The 18,919-nt window shown below is 63.4% G+C and carries 16 protein-coding genes; 7 read left to right on the top strand and 9 right to left on the bottom strand.

What is annotated here, in order from left to right; translation table 11 throughout:
- Positions 1–4: 4 nt before the first annotated feature.
- Positions 5–1,363 carry an MATE family efflux transporter gene (locus tag Q9Q94_RS06900; protein WP_305979288.1) on the bottom strand — a complete coding sequence of 453 codons (1,359 nt, stop codon included), beginning with the start codon at positions 1,361–1,363 and terminating at the stop codon, positions 5–7.
- 135 nt (positions 1,364–1,498) lie between these two features.
- On the opposite strand from Q9Q94_RS06900, the gene sbcB reads away from it, so the two are divergent.
- Complete coding sequence (gene sbcB, locus Q9Q94_RS06905; RefSeq protein WP_305979289.1) at positions 1,499–2,929, top strand: exodeoxyribonuclease I; 1,431 nt, start codon at positions 1,499–1,501, stop codon at positions 2,927–2,929.
- 115 nt (positions 2,930–3,044) lie between these two features.
- Here sbcB and Q9Q94_RS06910 read toward each other — a convergent pair whose 3' ends face one another.
- Entirely contained in the window at positions 3,045–3,944 is a 900-nt protein-coding gene (locus Q9Q94_RS06910) for a LysR family transcriptional regulator (protein WP_305979290.1), read from the bottom strand.
- 229 nt (positions 3,945–4,173) lie between these two features.
- Here Q9Q94_RS06910 and Q9Q94_RS06915 point away from each other — a divergent pair, with 229 nt between their 5' ends.
- The gene (locus tag Q9Q94_RS06915) at positions 4,174–5,169 is read left to right on the top strand and encodes a DMT family transporter (protein WP_305979291.1); all 996 of its coding nucleotides are present in this window, start codon (positions 4,174–4,176) and stop codon (positions 5,167–5,169) included.
- A 66-nt stretch (positions 5,170–5,235) separates the two neighbouring features.
- Here the strand turns inward: Q9Q94_RS06915 and Q9Q94_RS06920 are convergent, their stop codons facing one another.
- The 3 genes from Q9Q94_RS06920 to Q9Q94_RS06930 form a co-directional block, all read right to left on the bottom strand.
- The gene (locus Q9Q94_RS06920; RefSeq protein WP_305979292.1) at positions 5,236–6,810 is read right to left on the bottom strand and encodes a DUF4139 domain-containing protein; all 1,575 of its coding nucleotides are present in this window, start codon (positions 6,808–6,810) and stop codon (positions 5,236–5,238) included.
- A gap of 253 nt (positions 6,811–7,063) precedes the next feature.
- Positions 7,064–7,516, bottom strand: a complete 453-nt coding sequence (locus tag Q9Q94_RS06925; RefSeq protein ID WP_305979293.1) for a hypothetical protein — start codon at positions 7,514–7,516, stop codon at positions 7,064–7,066.
- A 64-nt stretch (positions 7,517–7,580) separates the two neighbouring features.
- Entirely contained in the window at positions 7,581–9,068 is a 1,488-nt protein-coding gene (locus Q9Q94_RS06930; RefSeq protein ID WP_305979294.1) for a hypothetical protein, read from the bottom strand.
- A 171-nt stretch (positions 9,069–9,239) separates the two neighbouring features.
- Between Q9Q94_RS06930 and Q9Q94_RS06935 the strand changes: the two genes are divergently transcribed.
- From Q9Q94_RS06935 to Q9Q94_RS06955, 5 genes are all read left to right on the top strand, one after another.
- Positions 9,240–10,151, top strand: coding sequence for a hypothetical protein (locus Q9Q94_RS06935; protein ID WP_305979295.1), 912 nt, complete (start codon positions 9,240–9,242; stop codon positions 10,149–10,151).
- 285 nt (positions 10,152–10,436) lie between these two features.
- Positions 10,437–10,832, top strand: a complete 396-nt coding sequence (locus Q9Q94_RS06940; protein WP_305979296.1) for a hypothetical protein — start codon at positions 10,437–10,439, stop codon at positions 10,830–10,832.
- 379 nt (positions 10,833–11,211) lie between these two features.
- The gene (locus Q9Q94_RS06945; protein ID WP_305979297.1) at positions 11,212–13,560 is read left to right on the top strand and encodes a heparinase II/III family protein; all 2,349 of its coding nucleotides are present in this window, start codon (positions 11,212–11,214) and stop codon (positions 13,558–13,560) included.
- Between the two features lie 81 nt (positions 13,561–13,641).
- A complete protein-coding gene (locus tag Q9Q94_RS06950) occupies positions 13,642–14,010 on the top strand; it encodes a VOC family protein (protein ID WP_305979298.1) in 369 nt (122 codons plus the stop codon).
- 54 nt (positions 14,011–14,064) lie between these two features.
- Entirely contained in the window at positions 14,065–14,763 is a 699-nt protein-coding gene (locus tag Q9Q94_RS06955; protein WP_305979299.1) for a YafY family protein, read from the top strand.
- A gap of 54 nt (positions 14,764–14,817) precedes the next feature.
- On the opposite strand, the gene Q9Q94_RS06960 is transcribed toward Q9Q94_RS06955, so the two are convergent.
- The 4 genes from Q9Q94_RS06960 to Q9Q94_RS06975 form a co-directional block, all read right to left on the bottom strand.
- On the bottom strand, positions 14,818–16,440 hold the full coding sequence (locus Q9Q94_RS06960) for a methyl-accepting chemotaxis protein (RefSeq protein ID WP_305979300.1): 1,623 nt from the start codon (positions 16,438–16,440) through the stop codon (positions 14,818–14,820).
- 156 nt (positions 16,441–16,596) lie between these two features.
- Positions 16,597–17,202: a metal-dependent hydrolase gene (locus Q9Q94_RS06965; protein ID WP_305979301.1), complete on the bottom strand. Its 606-nt coding sequence runs from the start codon at positions 17,200–17,202 to the stop codon at positions 16,597–16,599.
- Positions 17,202–18,215, bottom strand: coding sequence for an acyltransferase (locus tag Q9Q94_RS06970; RefSeq protein WP_305979302.1), 1,014 nt, complete (start codon positions 18,213–18,215; stop codon positions 17,202–17,204). The genes Q9Q94_RS06965 and Q9Q94_RS06970 overlap by 1 nt, the downstream gene beginning before the upstream one ends.
- A gap of 4 nt (positions 18,216–18,219) precedes the next feature.
- Positions 18,220–18,765, bottom strand: a complete 546-nt coding sequence (locus Q9Q94_RS06975) for a TonB family protein (protein ID WP_305979303.1) — start codon at positions 18,763–18,765, stop codon at positions 18,220–18,222.
- Between the last annotated feature and the right edge of the window lie 154 nt (positions 18,766–18,919).

Below are 18,919 nucleotides of genomic sequence, written 5' to 3' on the forward strand. Positions count from 1 at the left end.
AAGGCTAGCTTACCAGACGCCGGCCTTTCCAGCGTCCTCCGGAGAGCCGCGCCAGGTAAAGGCCGCTGCGCACCAGCCAGTCGGTGAACATGCCCAGCCACACGCCGGTCACGCCCCAGCCGAACGTTACTCCGAACAGCCATGCCAGACCGAGACGGAACAGACACAATCCGACGAGCGTAGTCAGCATCGCGTAGCGCGCGTCCCCCGCTCCCTTGAGTCCGTTGGGCAGCACGAAGGTGCTGGGGAAGGCGATCAGGAACAGACAGTTCAGCCGCACCAGCGTCGCGCCCAGACTGATCACCTCGGCATCCTGCGAATACAGGCCGACGATCCACTCCGCCAGCGGCGCACACACGATGGCAATGCCCAGCATCGCGACGCTGGCCAGCTTGAGCACGTACCACATGTCACGCTCCGCGCCGGTTTCGTCGCCACGTCCGATGGCTTGCCCGACCAGGGTGGTGAGAGCCACCGCCAGCGCGTTGCCGGGGATGTTGAGCAGCATGGAGATCGAGAAGCCGATGAAATTCGCCGCAATCGCCACGGTGCCCATGCCGACCACCATGATCTGCACCAGCAGCTTGCCGCCGTTGAACACCAGCGACTCCACGCTCGACGGAATGCCGATGGCAAACACGGCGCGCAACAGCGACAGATCAAAGCGGAAACCGGCCAGGCGCAGCGGCAGCAGATGGTGGTGGCGCTGCAGCATGGCAAACAGATAGAGCGCACCGCCCAGCCGTGCCAGGCTGATGGCCACCGCGGCGCCGGCCACGCCGTGGCCGGCAACATCCAGCACGAACCATTCGGTGCGCAGGTGCATGCCATAGATCAGCACGTAGCTGAAGAGCACGTTGAGCACATTCATCAGCGTATTGGCCTGCATCGCCAGCCGCGTCTCTCCTGCGCCCCGCAATGCCCCGCTGGCGATCAGGGTCAATGCTGTGAGCGGATATGTCAGCGCGGTGATCAGCAGATATTCGTGCATGTAGCCCTGCACCGTGGCGCCGGGGGAGCCGTACAGCCAGGCCAGTAGCGGCTCGCGCAACAGCGCGCCGAGCGCCCCCAGCAGCACGGCGAGCAGGCCGCAGACCACCAGCGCCTGACTGGCGGCGGCTCCGGCGCGGGCCCGCTCGCCGCGGCCGATGCACTGCGCCACCACCACGGTGGCGCCGATGGCCAGCGCCGAGAACAGCGAAGAGACGATCAGGTTGATCGAGTCCACCATGCCGATGGCGGACACCGCATCGCGCCCGATGCGCGCGGCCATGATGGTATTCACCGTGCCGAGCAGGTTCACGAACAGCTGCTCGAAGAATACCGGGGTGGTCAGGGCGAGGACGTCGCGGCGGATGCGCATTGGGGCGTGGCGGGTGAAGCGTGGCAAGTGACAGGTACGGCGGCAGGCCCCAAACGTATCACGGATCACTTGTCCCCTGTCACGCGCTGCCCTTCCCGTAGAATGCCGGCATTCCCCATCGCCCGGCGCAGCGCCATGCCCAACACCTTTTACTGGCACGACTACGAAACCTTCGGCATCTCGACGCGGCGCGACCGTCCGGCCCAGTTCGCCGGCATCCGCACCGATGCGGAGCTGAACGAGATCGGCAAGCCGCTGATGATCTACTGCCAGCCGGCGCCGGATTATCTGCCGGACCCGGAATCCTGCCTGCTCACCGGCATCCTGCCGCAGACCTGTGTGGCCCAGGGCCTGCCCGAGCATCAATTCGCCGCTGCGATCGAGCGTGAGCTGGGCGAGCCCGGCACCGTGGGTCTGGGCTACAACACCATCCGCTTCGATGACGAAGTCACGCGCTTCATGTTCTGGCGCAACCTGATTGATCCGTATGCGCGCGAGTGGCAGAACGACTGCGGCCGCTGGGACCTGCTCGACGTGGTGCGCACCACCTGGGCGCTGCGGCCCGAAGGCATCGAATGGCCGAAGCACGAGGACGGGCGCCCGTCCTTCAAGCTCGAACACCTGACCAAGGCCAACGGCCTGACCCACGAGGCGGCGCACGACGCGCTGTCCGACGTGCATGCCACCATCGCGCTGGCCCGCCTGATCAAATCGAAGCAGCCAAGGCTGTGGGATTTCTGTCTGGCCCTGCGCAAGAAGGATGCGGTGCTCAAGGAAATCGACCTGATCAACCCCAAGCCGCTGCTGCACATCTCCGGCATGTTCGGCCCGGAGCGCGGTTGCATGGCGATTGTCTGGCCGCTGGCGCAGCACCCGACGAACAAGAACGAAATCATCGTGTGGGATCTGGCTTTCGATCCGGCCGAGCTCGCCGGCCTGTCGGCCGAGGAAATCCGCACGCGGATGTTCACCAAGGCGGCCGATCTGCCCGAAGGCGTCAGCCGTCTGCCGGTGAAGACCATCCACATCAACAAGTCGCCGATCGTGGTCAGCAATCTCAAGATCCTCAGCCCCGAGGTGATTGCGCGCTGGAATATCGACCTGCCGCAGGCCATGGCGCATGCCGACATTGCACGGGGCTTGCCGGCGCTGACGGGCAAGTGGGCCGCCGTGTTCAAGCGCCCGGCGGATGAAGCGGCGGCGGATGTTGATGAAGACCTCTACGGCGGTTTCGTCGGCAATACCGATCGGCGCACCCTGAATCAGTTGCGCAGCCTCGCGCCGGAAGCGCTGGCGCGGGAGCACGTGAGTTTTCAGGATGCACGCCTCGAAGAAGTCCTCTTCCGCTATCGCGCGCGCAATTTCCCGGCCAGTCTGACCGAGGCCGAGTTGGAGCGCTGGGAAGCCCACCGTGTGGCCTGCCTGCACGAAGGCGCCGGTGGTGCCCGCTCGCTGGCGGCTTTCTTCGAGCAGATCGACACGCTCTCCGAGACGGCCGACGAGCGCGGCGAGGCGATTCTCGGCGCGCTTTACGACTACGCAGAATCCATTGCGCCCCCATTCTGAAGACCCGCATGTGGCGGTCTTCTCCGGTTTACCATGCTGAAGAGTCGCGCCCTGCCTTGCTGAGCGCGATGCCTGCCTGAAGAGGCTTGCCGGAAGCGGCTTTACAGGCAGAGGTTTATGGCAGGTCTATGGCGTCGGCGCGCAGACGGGTGAGCAGGGCGCGCACGGCGGGCGAGCGCTCGAAGCGGCGGTGTATCACCAGCAGGTCGGAGGTGGCCGTGCCATCCTGCAGGGGTCGATACACCACGCCGGGAATCTGCATGTAGGTGGCCGACGCCGGCAGCAGTGCCACGCCCAGTCCGGCCGCGACCAGCCCGACAACCGAGGCCATTTCATTCACGACCATGCTGCGCCGGGGAACAAAACGCGCGGCCGCGCACAGGCGGCTCACCGTATCGGCCAGACCCGTGCCCGGCGGATCTTCGGGCTGCAGAAACGTGTCTTCACTCAATTCCGGCAGGGCGATCGCTGACGCGGCGCTCAGCGCGTGCGCCTGCGGCACGGCGACGACGATGGGCTGATGCGCCAGGACGAAAGACTCGTAACCCTCCGGGATGTCTGGCATGGGGCCGCGGGTGACCGTGAGGTCTACCGCCTGCGCGCGCAGGGCTTCGATGTGCACGGCCACCAGGCGCATGCGCATCTCGATCACGACTTCCGGATGGCTGCTGCGGAAGGCGGCGAGTGCGGCTACAAAAGCCGGCTCGGCCAGCGCGCTGCTGACATAGCCGACGACCACGTTGCCACTTTCTCCCCGGGCGGCCCGCTGCGCCGCGTTGGTAGCCAGCTCCGCGTGGCGCAGGGCCTCGCGCGCCTCGGCGAGAAAGGCTTCGCCGGCTTCGGTCAGGCTGATGCGGCGGTTGGCGCGCAGGAACAGCTGCACGCCGAGGCGATCCTCCAGCGCGCGGATGTGCTGGCTCAGCGCTGGCTGCGCCATGCCCAGCTGCGCCGCGGCACGGGCGACGTGCAATTCTTCGGCAACAGTCACGAAATAGCGGAAGTGGCGGAAATCCATGGATTCAGATTGATATGAATTTACTTATCAATATAGCAATACTAATGCAATTGATAAGATGGAACGCGCCAGCCACACTATGTTTGAGCGTCGGGCCCACGCATCGTCCGGCACTCTGCGTTTGACTTTCCGTTGCCGGAGCGCGCGGCTCCCAGGCCGATCTGGCGACGGACATCCGAGGGTGGGAGTGTACCCAGCACTCCCATCCTGCTTTTTTTCCGGAATCCGCATGACCCCCACTGCACAGACCCCCTTCCTGGCTCGTCCCCTCGTCCTCTTCGTGCTCGCCAGTTTCTGCGGCCTGCTGTGGGGCAGCGCCTATCCGGCGATCAAGCAGGGCTACGCGCTGTTTCACATCGTCTCCAGTGACGTGGCCAGCCAGATGGTCTTTGCCGGCGTGCGCTTCATTGCCGCCGGGTCCTTGCTTCTTGCTGGCGCCTGGGTCATCGGCTGGCAGGTGCGACTCGAACGCGAGCATTTCGCCGGCGTCGTCGGCCTCGGCCTGAGCCAGACCGCGTTGCAGTATGTGTTCTTCTACATCGGGCTGGCCAATGCCACCGGCAGCAAAAGCTCGATCATGAACGCCACCGGCACCTTCTTCTCGGTGCTGCTGGCGCATTTCATCTATCACAACGACCGCATCAGCGGCCGCCGTGCGCTGGGCTGCCTGATCGGCTTTGCCGGCGTGGCCGCGGCCAACTACGGCCCCAGCCTGTTCGAGCCGGATTTCACTTGGGCTGGCGAGGGCTCCATCGTGCTGGCGGCGTTCCTTCTTTCCGCCGCCTCCATCTACGGCAAGCGTCTGTCGCAGCGCCTCAACGCGGTCGTCATGACCGCGTGGCAGATGGGCATTGGCGGCGTGGTCCTGACGGTGCTCGGCCTTCTTGGCGGCGGAGCCCTGCAAGGCTTCACCCCGGCCAGTGTCGGGCTGATGGCTTACATGGCCGTGCTGTCGGCTCTGGCCTTCGGCATCTGGAGCGCGCTGCTCAAATACAACCCGGTGGGGCGCGTGAGCATCTTCAATTTCCTCGTACCGGTGTTCGGCGTCGCCCTGTCCGCCATCTTCCTCGGCGAAGAGGTGCTGGTGGCGAAAAATGCGGTCGCCCTGTGCCTCGTGTGCGTCGGCATCTGGCTGGTCAGCGCCGAGCGGCGCAAGGCGGCGCAGCCGGCGCGGCAGGACATCCCGCGCAAGGATCAGCCCGCAGCCGGCCAGGCGCGGGCCTGAGCGCCACGCCTGCCTGGAGAGCCGCGCTGGGCGGACTTCTCCGGGCGGGTGTGCTGAAGATGCCCGTCAGAAGCCGCTTACCAGCGCATCCTTGGGCCAGGTGATGCGGTAATCCACGCCGAATTTCTGCGTGCTGCCCGCCGGCAGCGTTTGCTCCCAGGCCACCACGCCGGGCTTGCTGTCCCAATCCTGTTTTGCCGGTTGCGGCGTGAAGCGGCTTTCAACCTTGAGCTGCTCGTTGTTGCTGACTGGCGAGGGCTCTAGCAGCAGAAGTTCGACCGGCTGGCGGTGCTGGTTGCTCACGACATATTCGCTGGCGATCTGGCGTTCGCGGCGCTGCTCGATGAAGCCGCTGCTGCTGTTCATCTGCTTGCCCTGATTCACGGTGACCCGCACCAGATCGTCGCGGCCGAAGGGCAGTTCCAGTTTGTCCCCCTCCTGCGCGTTCCAGCGCGTGGCGCCAATGTAGGCGCCGTCGCGATACAGCTGCACGTCGCCCGGCAGCCACACACCTTGCGGGCGCTCACCGGCGGCGACGAGGAAGGCGGTCGGGTCCTGCCGCGGCACCACCTGCACACGCAGCTTCATCGGCAGGCTCTGGCGGGCCAGTGACACGGTGACCTTGCGCCCGTCCGAGGGCAGTGAGATGCGCGCGGGCACGTCGAATTCGGTGGCGAAGGCACCCTGCAGTTCGGTGACGTTGAACAGCGCCTCTTCACTGTTGCGGCGTGCCAGTGGCGCGGGTGCGGCAGCTGGCATGGCCATCGGTTTGGCGGCATAGGCGACGACTGGCTGCGGCTCGCGGATCGAGATGTTCCAGGGGCGCGGTGCCTGGCCTTGCGGCGCGCTGCGCGGCTGGCCGGTGGATAGACGCAGGGCGACGTTGCTCCAGTCCTCGCCGCTGTTCTGCGCGATCAGGGCTTGGCGTTCGATCTCGACATTGGCGCTGGCCGAATCCAGCGTGGCGCGATACACCGGCTGCCAGCCCGGGCCGTTGAGCTGATAGCTGATGCGGATATCGCCGCTGCGTTCGGCGGCGAGGCTCAGATTGAGTTTGCGCGAATCGCGGTTGCGGTCGCTGATTTTCGCGAGCTCGCGTTGCAGGGCAGCCTGCTGCTTTTCCAGCGCCCGCTTCTGCAGGGCAACTTTCTGGATGCGGCTGAAGGCGTCGCTGCCGCCTTGGCGGATGGCGTCCAGCGTGACGCTGAGGTTGCGCCCTTCGGGCCCTGCGGCCTTGCCGTTTTCGGCCGGCGTGCCGAGTTCCTTCAGATAGGCCGTGACGAGTTCGGCGGACTGGCGTTCGATATCCAGCTGAGCCAGCTGGTCTCCCAGCGCCTCGATCTTCGCCTCCAGCTCGGCCTGGCGCGGATTGACCGCTTCGGTGCTGGCCACATCCTGCACGGTGAATTCGCCGAGGCGGATGCCGGTGTCGGCCTCCACCCGGATGGTGCGCGCATCAAAGCTCGCAGGCAGGCCGGCCAGCTCCAGCTTTGTGGCGCCAGCGGCCACGCGGGCGACGCGTTCGACGGTTGCCGCACCCGGATACAGGGTGACGCGGGCGATGCGCGAGGCGTCTTGTGCGTGGGCGAGGCCGGCAGCGAAGAAGAGGGCGACGAGAGGAAGCAGGCGCAGCGATGTCATGATCAGCTCCGGAAAATGGGTTGGGCCGGCGAAGCCGGTCAGTTCATTGATAAACCCCGTTCGGCCTGAGCGTAGCGCGAATGCGCGAAGTCGAAGGCGGCGCAAGTCACTGATTTCTTTGTGTGCGGGTGTTTCGACTTCGCTTCGCTACGCTCAACACGAACGGTATTTTGGCTTTGTCAGCAGTCTGGCCGGCGAAGCCGGTATTGTTGCCGATCCTGAAACGGGCGAGCGTGCCCACACGGGTTGCCGGCTAGCCGGAGCGGCTGCGTTTGAGCTGGCGCAGGGCCGAGGCCGACGGGCAGAGGAAGCTGTCATCCACCGGCAGATAGCGCAGGTTTTGCGGGCCGGCCTCGTGCAACCAGTCATTGATCGTGTTGATCTCGACGCGGCGGTAATAGGCGTGCGCGATCAGATCGTCGGCATCGATACGCTGGTTGGCGTTCCGGTCCGCACGCAGCAGCATGAAATGGGATCGGGTCAGCAGCAGGACATCCTGCCCGGCAATTGGCGTCTGGCCGAGTTGCAGGCGCTGCGCGCGTGGCCACCAGAAGGCGAGGCCCTGATGGATGTTCATGTCCGGGCAACTGCGGCCCGCCTTGCGCAAGGCCTCGATCACCGCCGTAAAGCAATTCAGGCCCGTGCCGGCTGCCGTGTCCGGCTGGCGTGCATAGAGGCGGTACGGCACGTTTCGCAGCGTTTTCATGGCGTGTGCGGCGGGTCGCTCGCCGGCCGCAAGGCAGGCGCCGCTGACGGCGCTCATCGCCGCGCTAAAACAGATAGACCGGATAGATCTCAGAAATGCAGTTTTCATCCGAACCCTTGCGCGCATGAACGCCCTGAATCTCGATCAGTACCTCATCGAATGCGATGCCGCTGCGGTACTTTCTGGCCGCTTGCGCGGATTCAAGTGCTTCGTCGAGCCCGGGAATGTTAGCGGGCCAGATTTCGAGCAGGGCATGTGTGCGGAAGCGGTCACGCGGGCTGCGCATGGCCTGCAGGGGCAGTACGCTCAGGTTGTCGGGCGGCAGAACGCTGCGGTTTTCGGGCTGCGCATCCTGCCCCGCAGCCTCAGCCCCAGCCTCGCGCGAGCGCAGGTGGATTTTCCGGGCCAGTCCGTACTGCGTGAAATGCGCCTGATCAACGACAGCGCCATTGAGCAGCCCGATGCCGGCCAGGCGGCCCTGGTTAAACAGTTTCGGGATCTGTGTATCGGGCGTGATGACTTCACGTTGCAGACGTGCCAGAAGCTGTACCGAAGGCCCGCGCCAGCACCAGAAGGTCTCCGGATTGCGATCCGTCAGTGCGGCGATGTTCTGCCCCGCCGCCGCCGGCTGGCCCGCCCAGAGCAGCACCTGATAGCGGCTCTGCCCGCGTTGCAGGGTGTCCATGAAGCTTGTGTAGTTGCGATAGCCGGCGTTGTCGGTGCGCAGCACCAGCACCGGCAGGCGGGCCAGATCCGGCTTCTGCAGCGTGAGTTGCGCGCGCTCGCCGGTGAAGGCAAAGGGCCAGCGACGGGCATCGAACTGTAGTGGCCCCTGCAGTCCGCTGGCATCGACCCGGATCACCAGATCGCGCATGTCGGGCGCGGCCCACGCCGCGGCGGGCGAGAAGTCATACACCATGCGGGCCGGGCCGTGGTGATCCCCCGGGCTCTTGCTGGTGCCCGCGCTTTGCTGGCGGTAATCCGCCTCGTAATGCAGCGTCAGCGTTTCGACAGCCAGCGTGGCGGGAATCTCCGCCCGGAAAAACACGTTTTCATCGGGCGACTCCTGCTCGACGTCCTCGCCCTGGCGCACCCGTGCATTCAGTCGCCGGGCCTGCGCGCGCAGTGCGGCGTTGCCGGCAAGTTCGCGTGGAGAAACAAGCTGGCTGGTTGCGGCCTGACCATTGATCTCGATCCGGAAATTCCGCACGCAGTCGGCGGGTTTCTCGTCTTGCGCCGACAGGGCATGGCAGACCACCGGAAAGTACAGATAGGTCTTCTGGCCGGCGCGTGCGCCACGGTCGCGCGTCACATAGCGCACGCTGACCGCATGGCTGTCGGCGCGCAGGCTGATATCGAGCTCTTCACGCAACAAGGCGAGGCGCGCTGAGGGCTGCAACAGATTGCCTGCCGCGCGATGCGGGGTATCCCACACGCCGCCATTGGCGCCGGCATGCATCGCCATCCCGCCAAGGCAACACAAGGAGAGGCAACGGAAGAATCGTGACAGGAACATGCGCGCTTTCGAAGGCAGGAAACTGCGGCGAATCATAGCAGCGCCGCCTCCCGGGCGAGGCGGTTGCGCAAGCCGGCAAAGCGGATCGCCCTGCCGGGGCGACAGGATTACGATGCTGTTGTTATGATGGCGGCGTGCGGATTGGGGTTCTCTGGCGACTGCAATCGGCCACAACGGTTGTTTTCAATACAAAATCCTCGAAGGAACATGATGCGTTTAAGAACACTAACTGTAGTTGCACTGTTCAGTTTGGTGTCATACGTGACACCGTGCTTTGCATCAAAAGCTCTGGCTGAGAAACAACCAAAAAGGGCTGCTCCCACTGCTGCCGCAACAACCAAGCCAGAAACAAAGACGACCAAGCCTTGGGAGCCAACAGCCTTTGATGAAAGCGTGGATCGACTCCCTCCCCGCTACCCTGGACTCGATGCGATCAAATTCTTTGAAATGCTCAAATCAAAACTAAGTAGATTAAAAAAGGGAGAGTTTGAAACATCAGAAGAGTTTTTCCTGCGAACGGAAGACAAGAGTGCGATATTTTCTCCAATCAATACAGCCGATTTATATGCCTTTAAGATAACTGACAACTACAGCAAAAAATATGATGCTGATTCACAAGCCTATATTTTAGAAGAAACTGGGGGGTTGAATTGCACAGAAACTTACTCAACTTCAAAATATGGAAACGCGGTGACCTGCCGTATCACCACCGCTATTCACGAGAATGACTCCTACGAAGCAAGCAACGCTTACGGTGCATCTGTGACGGTCCGAAGAACACGTTCTCATTGGCTGTCTGTCGCAATCAATAGAGACAGTTCTGTTTTCAAAGAACACTTTACAAAATACAAATACCTACCGAACAAACATTCATTCACTGACAACATCCCTGTTCAGCTAGAGAAAGCAAAAAGCCTTGCGCAATCAAAAATTTCCATGTTGTTTGTTGGACGATTAATAAGCCCAGAAATAATAGAGGGGCGTCCGCTAGTATTGTCAGCAACAATTAGCTCGCCCAGCGAAATATTTGCCACAGAAGACGCAATTCCATTTGATTTAAAGAAGATTGTTTATTTCGTTACTGAGACGGGTGAAATTCTAGGGCAACGATCTTTTTAGCCTTGTAGGGTGCGCACCGCGCACGCGGAACCCATGTTCATCCTCGCTCGGCGTTTTATCTCTACGGCGAAGGATGCTTTTTGCGTTAAAGGGGCCTGGCTCGAATTAAATCCTGGGCGGCAGCTTGGACTGAGTCTACGAAGCCCAACACCTTCGGGTGATGGTGTAACGTACAGGGAAGGTCTTGGGCTTCGCTTTGCTCGGCACCAACCTACACCCCTCCTACACGTGCTGAAGGTCTGGAGTCGCATGCGCCCCAAGAGATCCGTATTCATTGGCACAGCAATGTGCATCCTGCTGTCAGGCGTATTTTTGGGGTGGGTCAAGTCCGAGCATTCCCCGGAAGAAGCTGTGCAGGTCGCCAGCAGTTTTCTGAAAATGCTCGAAGAAAGCCATTTTTCGCAGGCCTTTGAGCTAAGTGTCAAACAGGGCTACGTCGGAGATAGTCCGGAAGCGCTTCAGGCAATCTCTGCGCGGGAACTATGCAAGGTTGATCGTCTGGTCTCCACCTCTCCCTTTCAATCGAATGGAAACCGGCTGCGTCGCCTCGTGATGGGGAGGGACGTAGAAATGCCGCAGATCCAGGTCGAGTTCTCGGGGGCCTGTCTTCTCGGAGTCACGCTGCGCCGTACTGCCCGGAATGAGTGGCGTGTGTACAGGTTTGCCCGGCATGCAGGCTAAAGGCCTGATCAGGGCCGCTGGTCGCAGTTAAAGGGGCCAGGCTCGAATTAAATCCAGCCTTGTAAGGTCGATGCCATCAAGTTAGGCGTTAACTCCCTTCATTGGCGTCATCCCGGCGAAGGCCGGGATCCAGGCAGGGGCCCGGAGCACTGGATTCCGGCCTTCGCCGGAATGACGTCAAAAGGCCGTAAGCCGGAAGGCGCGCTCGCGAAGGCCGTCCGAGGCCCGGCGAGGCGCCGCGTCCGGCGCTGGTTTTCAGGCAGACATGCCGCAGAGGCCCGCCCGATGCGGCTTTCCGGCTGCCATCGGAATGAGCGATTTGCATGCAGGAAATCCGCCTCCTGCCGATAATCCAGCTTTCCGCTGCGGTGTGCCCATCATGAGAATTTTCCTGCCTGTGCTGTTGGTGATCCTGCCTGCCCTGTGCTGGGCGCAGAGTGATGGCGAACTGGTCGCCGCGCGCGCAAAGCAGTTCCAGCAACAATTGGCCGACGCGCATCCACGCCTGCTGATCCGCCCGGCTGACCTGCCCGCCTTGCGTGAATTCATCAAGACCCTGCCGGCGCAAGCGGAGGGTGCCACGCTGGCGAAACTGGCCCTGCCGCCGCTGGACAATCGTGCCCTGATCCCCGAGCCGAAAGCCGCGAAGAACGGCACGCCGGAAGGTGCGAAACAGTGGGAAGCGGGCTACAAGGCGGCGAACGAAACCGCCGCCTGGGCGCAGCGTTACGCGTTGGCCTGGCTGCTTACTGAAGACCCCGCGTATGGCCGCGAGGCGGCGCGCTGGCTGCTGCATCTGGCGAGCTGGAATATCACGCGCGACACCTATCGCACCAACGACGAGCTTTTCATCCAGTCCCTGCGGCCGATGATCTTTGCGTATGACTGGGCGTATGCCGCGCTCACGCCGGAGGAGCGGGCGACGGTTTCCAAGGCGCTGATTGCCCGCATGGAAATTCTGGCGGCGCAGGTGCAGCCAAAATTCAGCCTGAGTCGCGCGGCAGTTCCGGACAATGGCCTGAGTCACCCGATGCGTTTCATCTCCACGCTGGGGCAGGGCGGTCTGGCGCTGTTTCACGAAACGAAAGAGGCGCCCGGCTGGCTGGCCTGGAGCTATGAGTATTACCTGCGTCAGTTTCCGGTGTGGGGTGGCTCGGCGGGGGGCTGGGCGGAGGGGCTGAACTACTGGAACACCGGGATCAGCCAGCATCAGCGCTTCCTCGAAGGCATGGCGCTGCTGGGCTTCAACGAGCCCTTGCAGAAACCCTTCTGGCGCAACACGCCCTACTTCGGCGTGTATAGCCAGATGCCGTATCCCGCCTCGTTCTTTGGCGATCTCAGCAACATCAACGCGCCCTCCGGCAGCATGGCGCTGATGATGGAAAAATTCGCGGTGCTCAATGCCGATCCCTATCCGCTGGCCTATGCCAGGGCGCTGCGGCAGAAGCCGCCGACCAGCTTCAATTACTACAGCTACGATGGCATCGACGCGATTCTGCAGCGCTTCCGCACGGCGCAGGCCAAGCTGCCGGAGGTGAGGCTCGCCGAGCTGCCGCAGAGCCGCTACTTTGACGACATTGGCGTGGTGACGATGCACTCCGCGCTGGGCGATGCGGCGAATGACATCATGCTGGGCTTCCGCTCCAGCCCGCAGGGCTCGGCCTCGCATGGTTTCGCGGATCAGAACAGTTTCGTGCTCAATGCCTTCGGCCAGCCGCTGGCGATCAACTCCGGCTACCGGGAGTTCTATGACAGCCCGCATCACGTTGGCTGGAGCCGCCAGACCAAATCCAAGAGCGCCATTCTCTTCGGTGGCGAGGGTCAGCGCATCAAGGATGCCAGCGCCAGTGGCGCGATCACGCGCTTTGCCGATGGCGCGAGCTACAGCTTCGCCACGGGGGATGCCACGCGCGCCTATGCGCCACATGCTACGCGCGCGCTGCGGCATGTCTTCTTTGTCGGCCGCCGCTACTTCGTGATGCTCGATGAAGTGGCGGCATCCGAACCGGTCGCTTTTCAGTGGCAACTGCATGCTCGCAGCGAGATGCAACTGGCTCCGGAGCGAGCCGAGATCACGCTGCAGCAGAAAGACGCCCGGCTTGCCGTGCGCTTCCTGCAGCCTGCGCCCGCTGCGCTGGTTTTCCGCCAGACCGATGCCTTTGAGCCGCCGGTGATCGAGAGCTATCGGACGAAGATGCCGAACGAATGGCATGTGACGGCCGAAACGAAAGCCGCCGCGCCGCAGCAGGAATTTCTGACCCTGCTGTATCCGTGGAAGGCATCCCCGGAGAGCGGCGCTGCGCCTGCGTCTGCGAGCATGCCTGCCGCGAAGGGCCATGCCATGAGGCTCGCCGGGCAGGGGGGTGAGGAAGTCGTGCTCATGGCGCGCGAAGCGGAGAAACGGGCCGAGGCGGGCGGCTGGGCGCTGGCCGGCATGGCGGCCAGCTTCGCGACACAAAGCGATACCCTGCGTTTTACACTGGTTGAGGCAACCGGGCTGAGCGGTCCGCTCAGCCTGAAGGCCAGTATGCCGGTGAGTCTGGAAGGTGTGCGCAATGCCAATGGGCTCAACATTGTGGCCAGCCTGCGCGAGCCGCTGACGCTGCAATTGCGGCCGGGCTTTGCCGTCAGCAGCGTGACGGGCGCACAAGGCTGGCAGCAAGACGCCGATGGCGGCGTGGTGGTGACGCTTGCTGCCGGGCCGGTACGGCTCAGTCTGCTGAAGTGATGGCTTGGGGTCTGCTGACACCACGCTGTCAGCAGCCCCCCCGCAACATGACGGCTCCTCAACCGCAACAAGGAGTCCGACATGAATGTCATCAACTGGTTTGAAATCCCCGTCGCCAATTTCGACCGCGCCCGCCGTTTCTACGAAACGATCTTCGCCGTCCAGCTCAAGCAGGAAGCCTGCGGGCCGGACAGTCGCATGGCGATCTGGCCGCATGAAGGCCAGGCGGTGGGTGGTTGCCTCATCGAAATGGCCGAGGCGCGCCCGCACAAGGATGGCACCCGCGTCTACCTGAATGGCGGCAAGGATCTGGGCGAAGTGCTGGCGCGCGTTGAAGCGGCAGGCGGCAGCATCGTCGTGCCCAAGACCCTGATCAGCCCGGAGATCGGTTACTTCGCGCTCTTTTTCGATAGCGAAGGCAATGTGATCGGCCTGCACTCGCTGGGGTGATTTGATCTGTAAATGGAATAATGTGCGGGCTTCGTGATTGCTTCGCACAAACCCATGCGCCGCGCTGACCGCCTCTTCCGTCTCGTCGAACTGCTCCGCGCCCGCCGCCATGCGACGGGTGCGTGGCTTGCCGAGCAGTTGCAGGTGTCATTGCGCACGCTGTACCGCGACATTCATGACCTGACGCTGTCCGGCGTGCCGATCGAGGGCGAGGCTGGCGTGGGCTACCGTTTGCGCTACCGGCTGGACGTGCCGCCGCTGCTCTTCAACCCGGAGGAGCTGGAGGCGCTGCTGGTCGGCTCGCGCATGGTGCAGGCCTGGGGCGATGGGGAACTGGCGGCGGCAGCCGGCGCGGCGCTGGCCAAGATTCATAATGTGCTGCCCGAGCCACTCAAGCGCGAAGCCCAGCTGGCGCGCCTGTTCATCCCGCCCGGCGGGCAGGAGCGCCTGCCCTGGCTGCAGCCCTTGCGGGTCGCTGTTCGCGAGCGGCGCATGGTGCGCATCGATTACGTACGCGAGGACAAGACGCCCTCCGAGCGTATTCTGTGGCCGCTCGGACTGTTCTTCTGGGGCCGCGCCTGGACCCTGATCGGCTGGTGCGATCTGCGCGGGGACTTCCGCCATTTCCGTGTTGACCGCATCCAGCAGCTCGACGCGCTGGATGCGCTGTTCCCGGATCAGCCTGGCCGGCGCCTCGGTGATTTCTTCGATCAGCTGGAGCGCAGGGAAGGCATTCGCGTCAAGCGCGAGTAGGCACCAGGGCGTGTTCACAGCAGGCGAGGGGTTGCGCGTGCACGAAATGACGCTCTAGAGTTGGTAAGCCGACACGATGCCGTGCATCTCCTTGGCAAGATGGTCGAGCTGTTGCGCAACACTGGCGCTTTCTTCTGCCGAAGCGCTGCTTTCCTCCGACATCTGGGCAATCTTCTCGACCTGTGCCGCAATGGAGTTGGTGGCGGAACCCTGCTCGCGGATGGCGCTGGCGATTTCTTCGACCATCTGCACGGCACCGTGACTGCCCGCCCGGATCTGCTGGATGGCCTGGTTGGCTTCCTGCGCACCGGAGACGCCCGTGCTGACGCGGCGTACTGCCTCCTGCATGCAATCGACAGCACCGCTGGCGCTGGTGCGCATGGTGTTGATGGTGCCCTCGATTTCCCGCGTCGAATTGGCCGTGCGCTCGGCGAGCTTGCGTACCTCGTCGGCCACCACGGCAAAACCACGCCCCTGCTCGCCGGCCCGCGCGGCTTCGATGGCGGCATTCAGCGCCAGCAGGTTGGTCTGGTCGGCGACTTCCTTGATTACGGCCACCACGCTGGCGATCTCGCCGCTGTGGCGCTCCAGTTCGTGAATGCGCCCGGCGGCTTCGTGAACGGAGCCGGCGATGTCATTGATGTCGCACACGGTCTGGCCGATCACCTGTTCACCGTTCGCGGCCAGAAGACCGGAATGGCTGGACAGGGTATTGGCTTCCTGGGCGCGATCGGCCACGTGGTTGATGCTGACCGTCATTTCCTCGACGGTTGCGGCCATGTCGGAGGCGGCTGCGCTTTGTTGCTGCGAGCCCGTTGCTACATGGCTCGCGGCACTCGCCATCTGACTGGCGGAGGCGGCGAGTGAATGGGCGCCGTTCGCGATGGTCTGCAGGCTGCCCTGCATGCGTTCGATCAGGCGGTTGACTGCGCCTGCCGTAGCGCCCAGCTCATCCTGCTGCAGGACCCGGATGCGACGCGTGAAGTCCAGCCGGGTTTCGATATGTTCGACCGCCTCCTGCACCTCGTGCAAGGAGCGGCGCACGCTGCGAATCAGCAGGAAGGCGAGCAGGCCGGTCACGGCCATGGCGAGCAGACTCACTGCCCAGGCGATCTCCAGCAACAGGCTGGCCTTTCTGGCCGCCGCCAGCTGGGATTCGTCGGCGAGCTTGTCGTTGTATTCCCGGTGCGCCTTGATCGCTGCGCTGACCTTGGTGCCCAGCTCCACGCCCTTGCCGGTGAAGAGATCACGCGCAGCATCGGTGTCGAAGTCGCGCGACAGCTGCATGACCTGCTCGGTGACCTGCGCATAGGCACGAATCTGCTGGCGTTCGTCTTCCAGCAGGATTTTGTCCTGTGCATCGACCTGCATCTCTTTGGCATAGCGCTCGAGATTCGCCTCGATCCGTTCGTTCGTAGCCCGGATGTTCGCTTCGTCGGCTTTCTTGCGCTCGTCGTAGAGGTCCAGCACGTGTACCGCAGCCATGCGACGAATCGCCAGGAAGTCACGTTCGACTTCATTGAGCAGGGCCAGACTGGGGCGGATGTTGGTCTGGAAGTCGGTCAGACTTTGCTGGGGCGCGCGTGCGGCAAAATAACCTGCTGCCGAGACCAGCAGCAGTGACAGCATGGATGCTGCGCTCATGACAAGAAGTCGTTGCGTGATGCTCAAATTCATATCGATCAACCCCCGAGTAGTCAGAAAACCGGAAATGGGTTGGCGAGTCTTCTGGCTTGCTGCCTGGCCCGAAAGGGTAGGTATCGACAGGTTTAGGGGCGACTTGAATGAGTTTGTGTGAAATTTGTTTTCTGATGCAAAAACCCGGCGGTTTGTTCAGCGCTCGGCCGAATTCATGTCAACCGACGCCGGTTCAGGCGGGATGGTGTGCCGCATGCAGCGCCGGGAGGCGATGTGCCAGAGTTGTCGGCCGGACCAGAGTGCGCTGGCGACAGCCAGACCCGGCAGCCAGATCCACAACAATTCCGAATACAGCACCGCCAGCCCGCGCCCGTCCATGAAGCGCTGCAGGCTCAGCGGCGAGACACGGATGACTTGCCAGGGCGCAAAGAAGCGGTGCTCGCTCTTCGGCCACAGCAGGGCGATGCCCAGGCCACCAGTGGTCAGCGTGTCGAGCAGACCATGTGAAGCCATGGCAATGAAAAGAAACAGCCATGTGCCTGTAAAGCGGCGCGTAGCGGGCTTCTCCAGCAGGCGTGCCATGAGAGCCGCGACAGCAAAGGCTGTCAGCAGGGCATGGCTGAAACCCCGGTGTCCAAGCGCGTTCGCATAGGGTATGCCGAGCCGGAAGGCGAGCACATCCAGATCCGGCAGGATCGACAGCGCCACCCCGGCCCACATTACCCGGCGCGGAATCAGTTCCTTGCCCAGACCAAGGCCGAGGGCGAGTGGCACAGCGGCATGTGACAGGATGGTTGGCATCAGCGCACCGTCTGGCGAATGAAGGGGATGCGCAGCAGCAGTGCGGTGGACAGTGCCGACAGTGCGAAAGCGGCCAGCGTCGTGAGCGGGATGCCGACGGCCGGGTGCCACAGGAAACCGTTGATGCCGATCCGTGCGAGTGCCAGCAGCCACAATGGATGGATCAGGTAGATGCCGAAGGATAGCGGCGCCAGCCTCACGCAGCCTGCGGCCAGGTGCGTGATGAAGCCGGCATGGCGGCGCAGGCCGAGCAGGAACATGCACACGCCCATCAGCAGGATCAGCGGATTCGGGTAGGCGTACATCAGTTCGATGGCGCGTGGTCCCAGCCAGGGGCGCAGCAAACCGGCGCCGAGCGCGACGCCGCTGCCCGCCACAAGCATCAGCACCAGCAGGCCTGGCGAGCGCGGTTGCGTAGGGTGCGTGAAGAGCAGATGGCCGAGCAGGAAATAGCCGGTGAAGGGCAGGAAACTGGTCAGGAAAGTGGCACTGGTGGACGGTGTAGCAGTGCCCACGGCGGCGAGCGCGCAGCAGGCAATGGTCAGCCCGCGCAGCTCGGTGTCGTTGCTGCGGGCGATCAGGCGGCGCAGGAAAGGGGTCAGCAGATACAGACCCGGCAGCATGTACAGATACCACAGGTGATACCAGGGCGTGCCGCGCAGGAGACTGCCAGCGGCCCGGAGGAGGCTCCATTGCGGGGCCGTGGCGGCTGCCAGCGCGAGGTAGAGCAGCGTCCAGAAAACGGTCGGCCGCCACAGGCGCAGGGCGCGGCGTCGGTAGAATTCCGCTGCCGGCTGATCCGCCGGGCCGCTCAGCAATACGGCTCCGCTGATCATCACGAAGACCGGCACGCACCAGTGGCAGAAGCTGTCCCACAGGTTTGCCGCCCACCAGGCGCTGTCCTGCCCGTCGGGCAGGGCGACCAGCACCATCGCCGCCGCATGCACACCGACCACGGCCAGGGCGGCGGCGCTGCGCAGGAGTTCGAGGGAGGCGTGGCGGGTGGAGGGCATGCGCCTATTGCGAGCTGACCCCGATGTCCTCGCGCGTGAAGTTCAGGGTGCGCACCAGCACGAGGATGTCGTATTCCTTGCGGATATCCGGCGAAAAGGGTTCGAAGGGCGCGGCTTTGCGCACGATGCGCAAAGCCGCTTCGTTGAGTCTGGCGTCGGCGGTGGAGCGGGACAGCTCGGCGGACTGGAGGCTGCCGTCAGGCCTGATCTCAAAGATTACTTGCACGCTGCCATACAGTGAATGCCCCGAATCGTCCTTGGGAAAATTGGCATCACCAACCCGCGCGATCTTTTGCACGGTCGAATCAGCGTACGCGGCAAGTGGGTATTCCCGTGTCCGCGGCGAAATGATGCCCTTACGAGGGGATACCGTGTAGTCAGCAAGATTTTTCTCGATGACATCCTCATTGCCCGCGATAGCTTTCGCCTTGCTGATATCGAGCCCTTGGGCGGCTGATGCAGTGGCCTGTGGCGGCGTACTCTGGCTGGCCCCCGGTTCATCGGCACGTACGCAGAAGCTGGCCGATAGGACAAGGAGGATGGCGCGCATGAATGTTTTCACCGTTACGATAAGGCCGGATCATGCCAGCCTATGCGGGGCCGGGGCAATGCTGCACCGTTGGAACAGACGGTCACGATCCTGATCGGCGGGTTACGCTGCGCTAACCCGCCCTTGCTGACTGTGGCTGCCCGCCGTGATCTGG

It is taken from the genome of Uliginosibacterium sp. 31-16, from assembly GCF_030730865.1.
Lineage (GTDB): Bacteria > Pseudomonadota > Gammaproteobacteria > Burkholderiales > Rhodocyclaceae > Uliginosibacterium.

Excerpts from the sequence above, each read along its gene's own strand:
- Q9Q94_RS06975 (WP_305979303.1), bottom strand. The coding sequence starts at position 18,765 with ATGCGCGCCATCCTCCTTGTCCTATCGGCCAGCTTCTGCGTACGTGCC.
- Q9Q94_RS06965 (WP_305979301.1), bottom strand. The coding sequence starts at position 17,202 with ATGCCAACCATCCTGTCACATGCCGCTGTGCCACTCGCCCTCGGCCTT.
- Q9Q94_RS06945 (WP_305979297.1), top strand. The coding sequence starts at position 11,212 with ATGAGAATTTTCCTGCCTGTGCTGTTGGTGATCCTGCCTGCCCTGTGC.
- Q9Q94_RS06955 (WP_305979299.1), top strand. The coding sequence starts at position 14,065 with ATGCGCCGCGCTGACCGCCTCTTCCGTCTCGTCGAACTGCTCCGCGCC.
- sbcB (WP_305979289.1), top strand. The coding sequence starts at position 1,499 with ATGCCCAACACCTTTTACTGGCACGACTACGAAACCTTCGGCATCTCG.
- Q9Q94_RS06960 (WP_305979300.1), bottom strand. The coding sequence starts at position 16,440 with ATGAATTTGAGCATCACGCAACGACTTCTTGTCATGAGCGCAGCATCC.
- Q9Q94_RS06950 (WP_305979298.1), top strand. The coding sequence starts at position 13,642 with ATGAATGTCATCAACTGGTTTGAAATCCCCGTCGCCAATTTCGACCGC.
- Q9Q94_RS06900 (WP_305979288.1), bottom strand. The coding sequence starts at position 1,363 with ATGCGCATCCGCCGCGACGTCCTCGCCCTGACCACCCCGGTATTCTTC.
- Q9Q94_RS06920 (WP_305979292.1), bottom strand. The coding sequence starts at position 6,810 with ATGACATCGCTGCGCCTGCTTCCTCTCGTCGCCCTCTTCTTCGCTGCC.
- Q9Q94_RS06910 (WP_305979290.1), bottom strand. The coding sequence starts at position 3,944 with ATGGATTTCCGCCACTTCCGCTATTTCGTGACTGTTGCCGAAGAATTG.
- Q9Q94_RS06970 (WP_305979302.1), bottom strand. The coding sequence starts at position 18,215 with ATGCCCTCCACCCGCCACGCCTCCCTCGAACTCCTGCGCAGCGCCGCC.
- Q9Q94_RS06930 (WP_305979294.1), bottom strand. The coding sequence starts at position 9,068 with ATGATTCGCCGCAGTTTCCTGCCTTCGAAAGCGCGCATGTTCCTGTCA.
- Q9Q94_RS06935 (WP_305979295.1), top strand. The coding sequence starts at position 9,240 with ATGATGCGTTTAAGAACACTAACTGTAGTTGCACTGTTCAGTTTGGTG.
- Q9Q94_RS06915 (WP_305979291.1), top strand. The coding sequence starts at position 4,174 with ATGACCCCCACTGCACAGACCCCCTTCCTGGCTCGTCCCCTCGTCCTC.
- Q9Q94_RS06940 (WP_305979296.1), top strand. The coding sequence starts at position 10,437 with ATGTGCATCCTGCTGTCAGGCGTATTTTTGGGGTGGGTCAAGTCCGAG.
- Q9Q94_RS06925 (WP_305979293.1), bottom strand. The coding sequence starts at position 7,516 with ATGAAAACGCTGCGAAACGTGCCGTACCGCCTCTATGCACGCCAGCCG.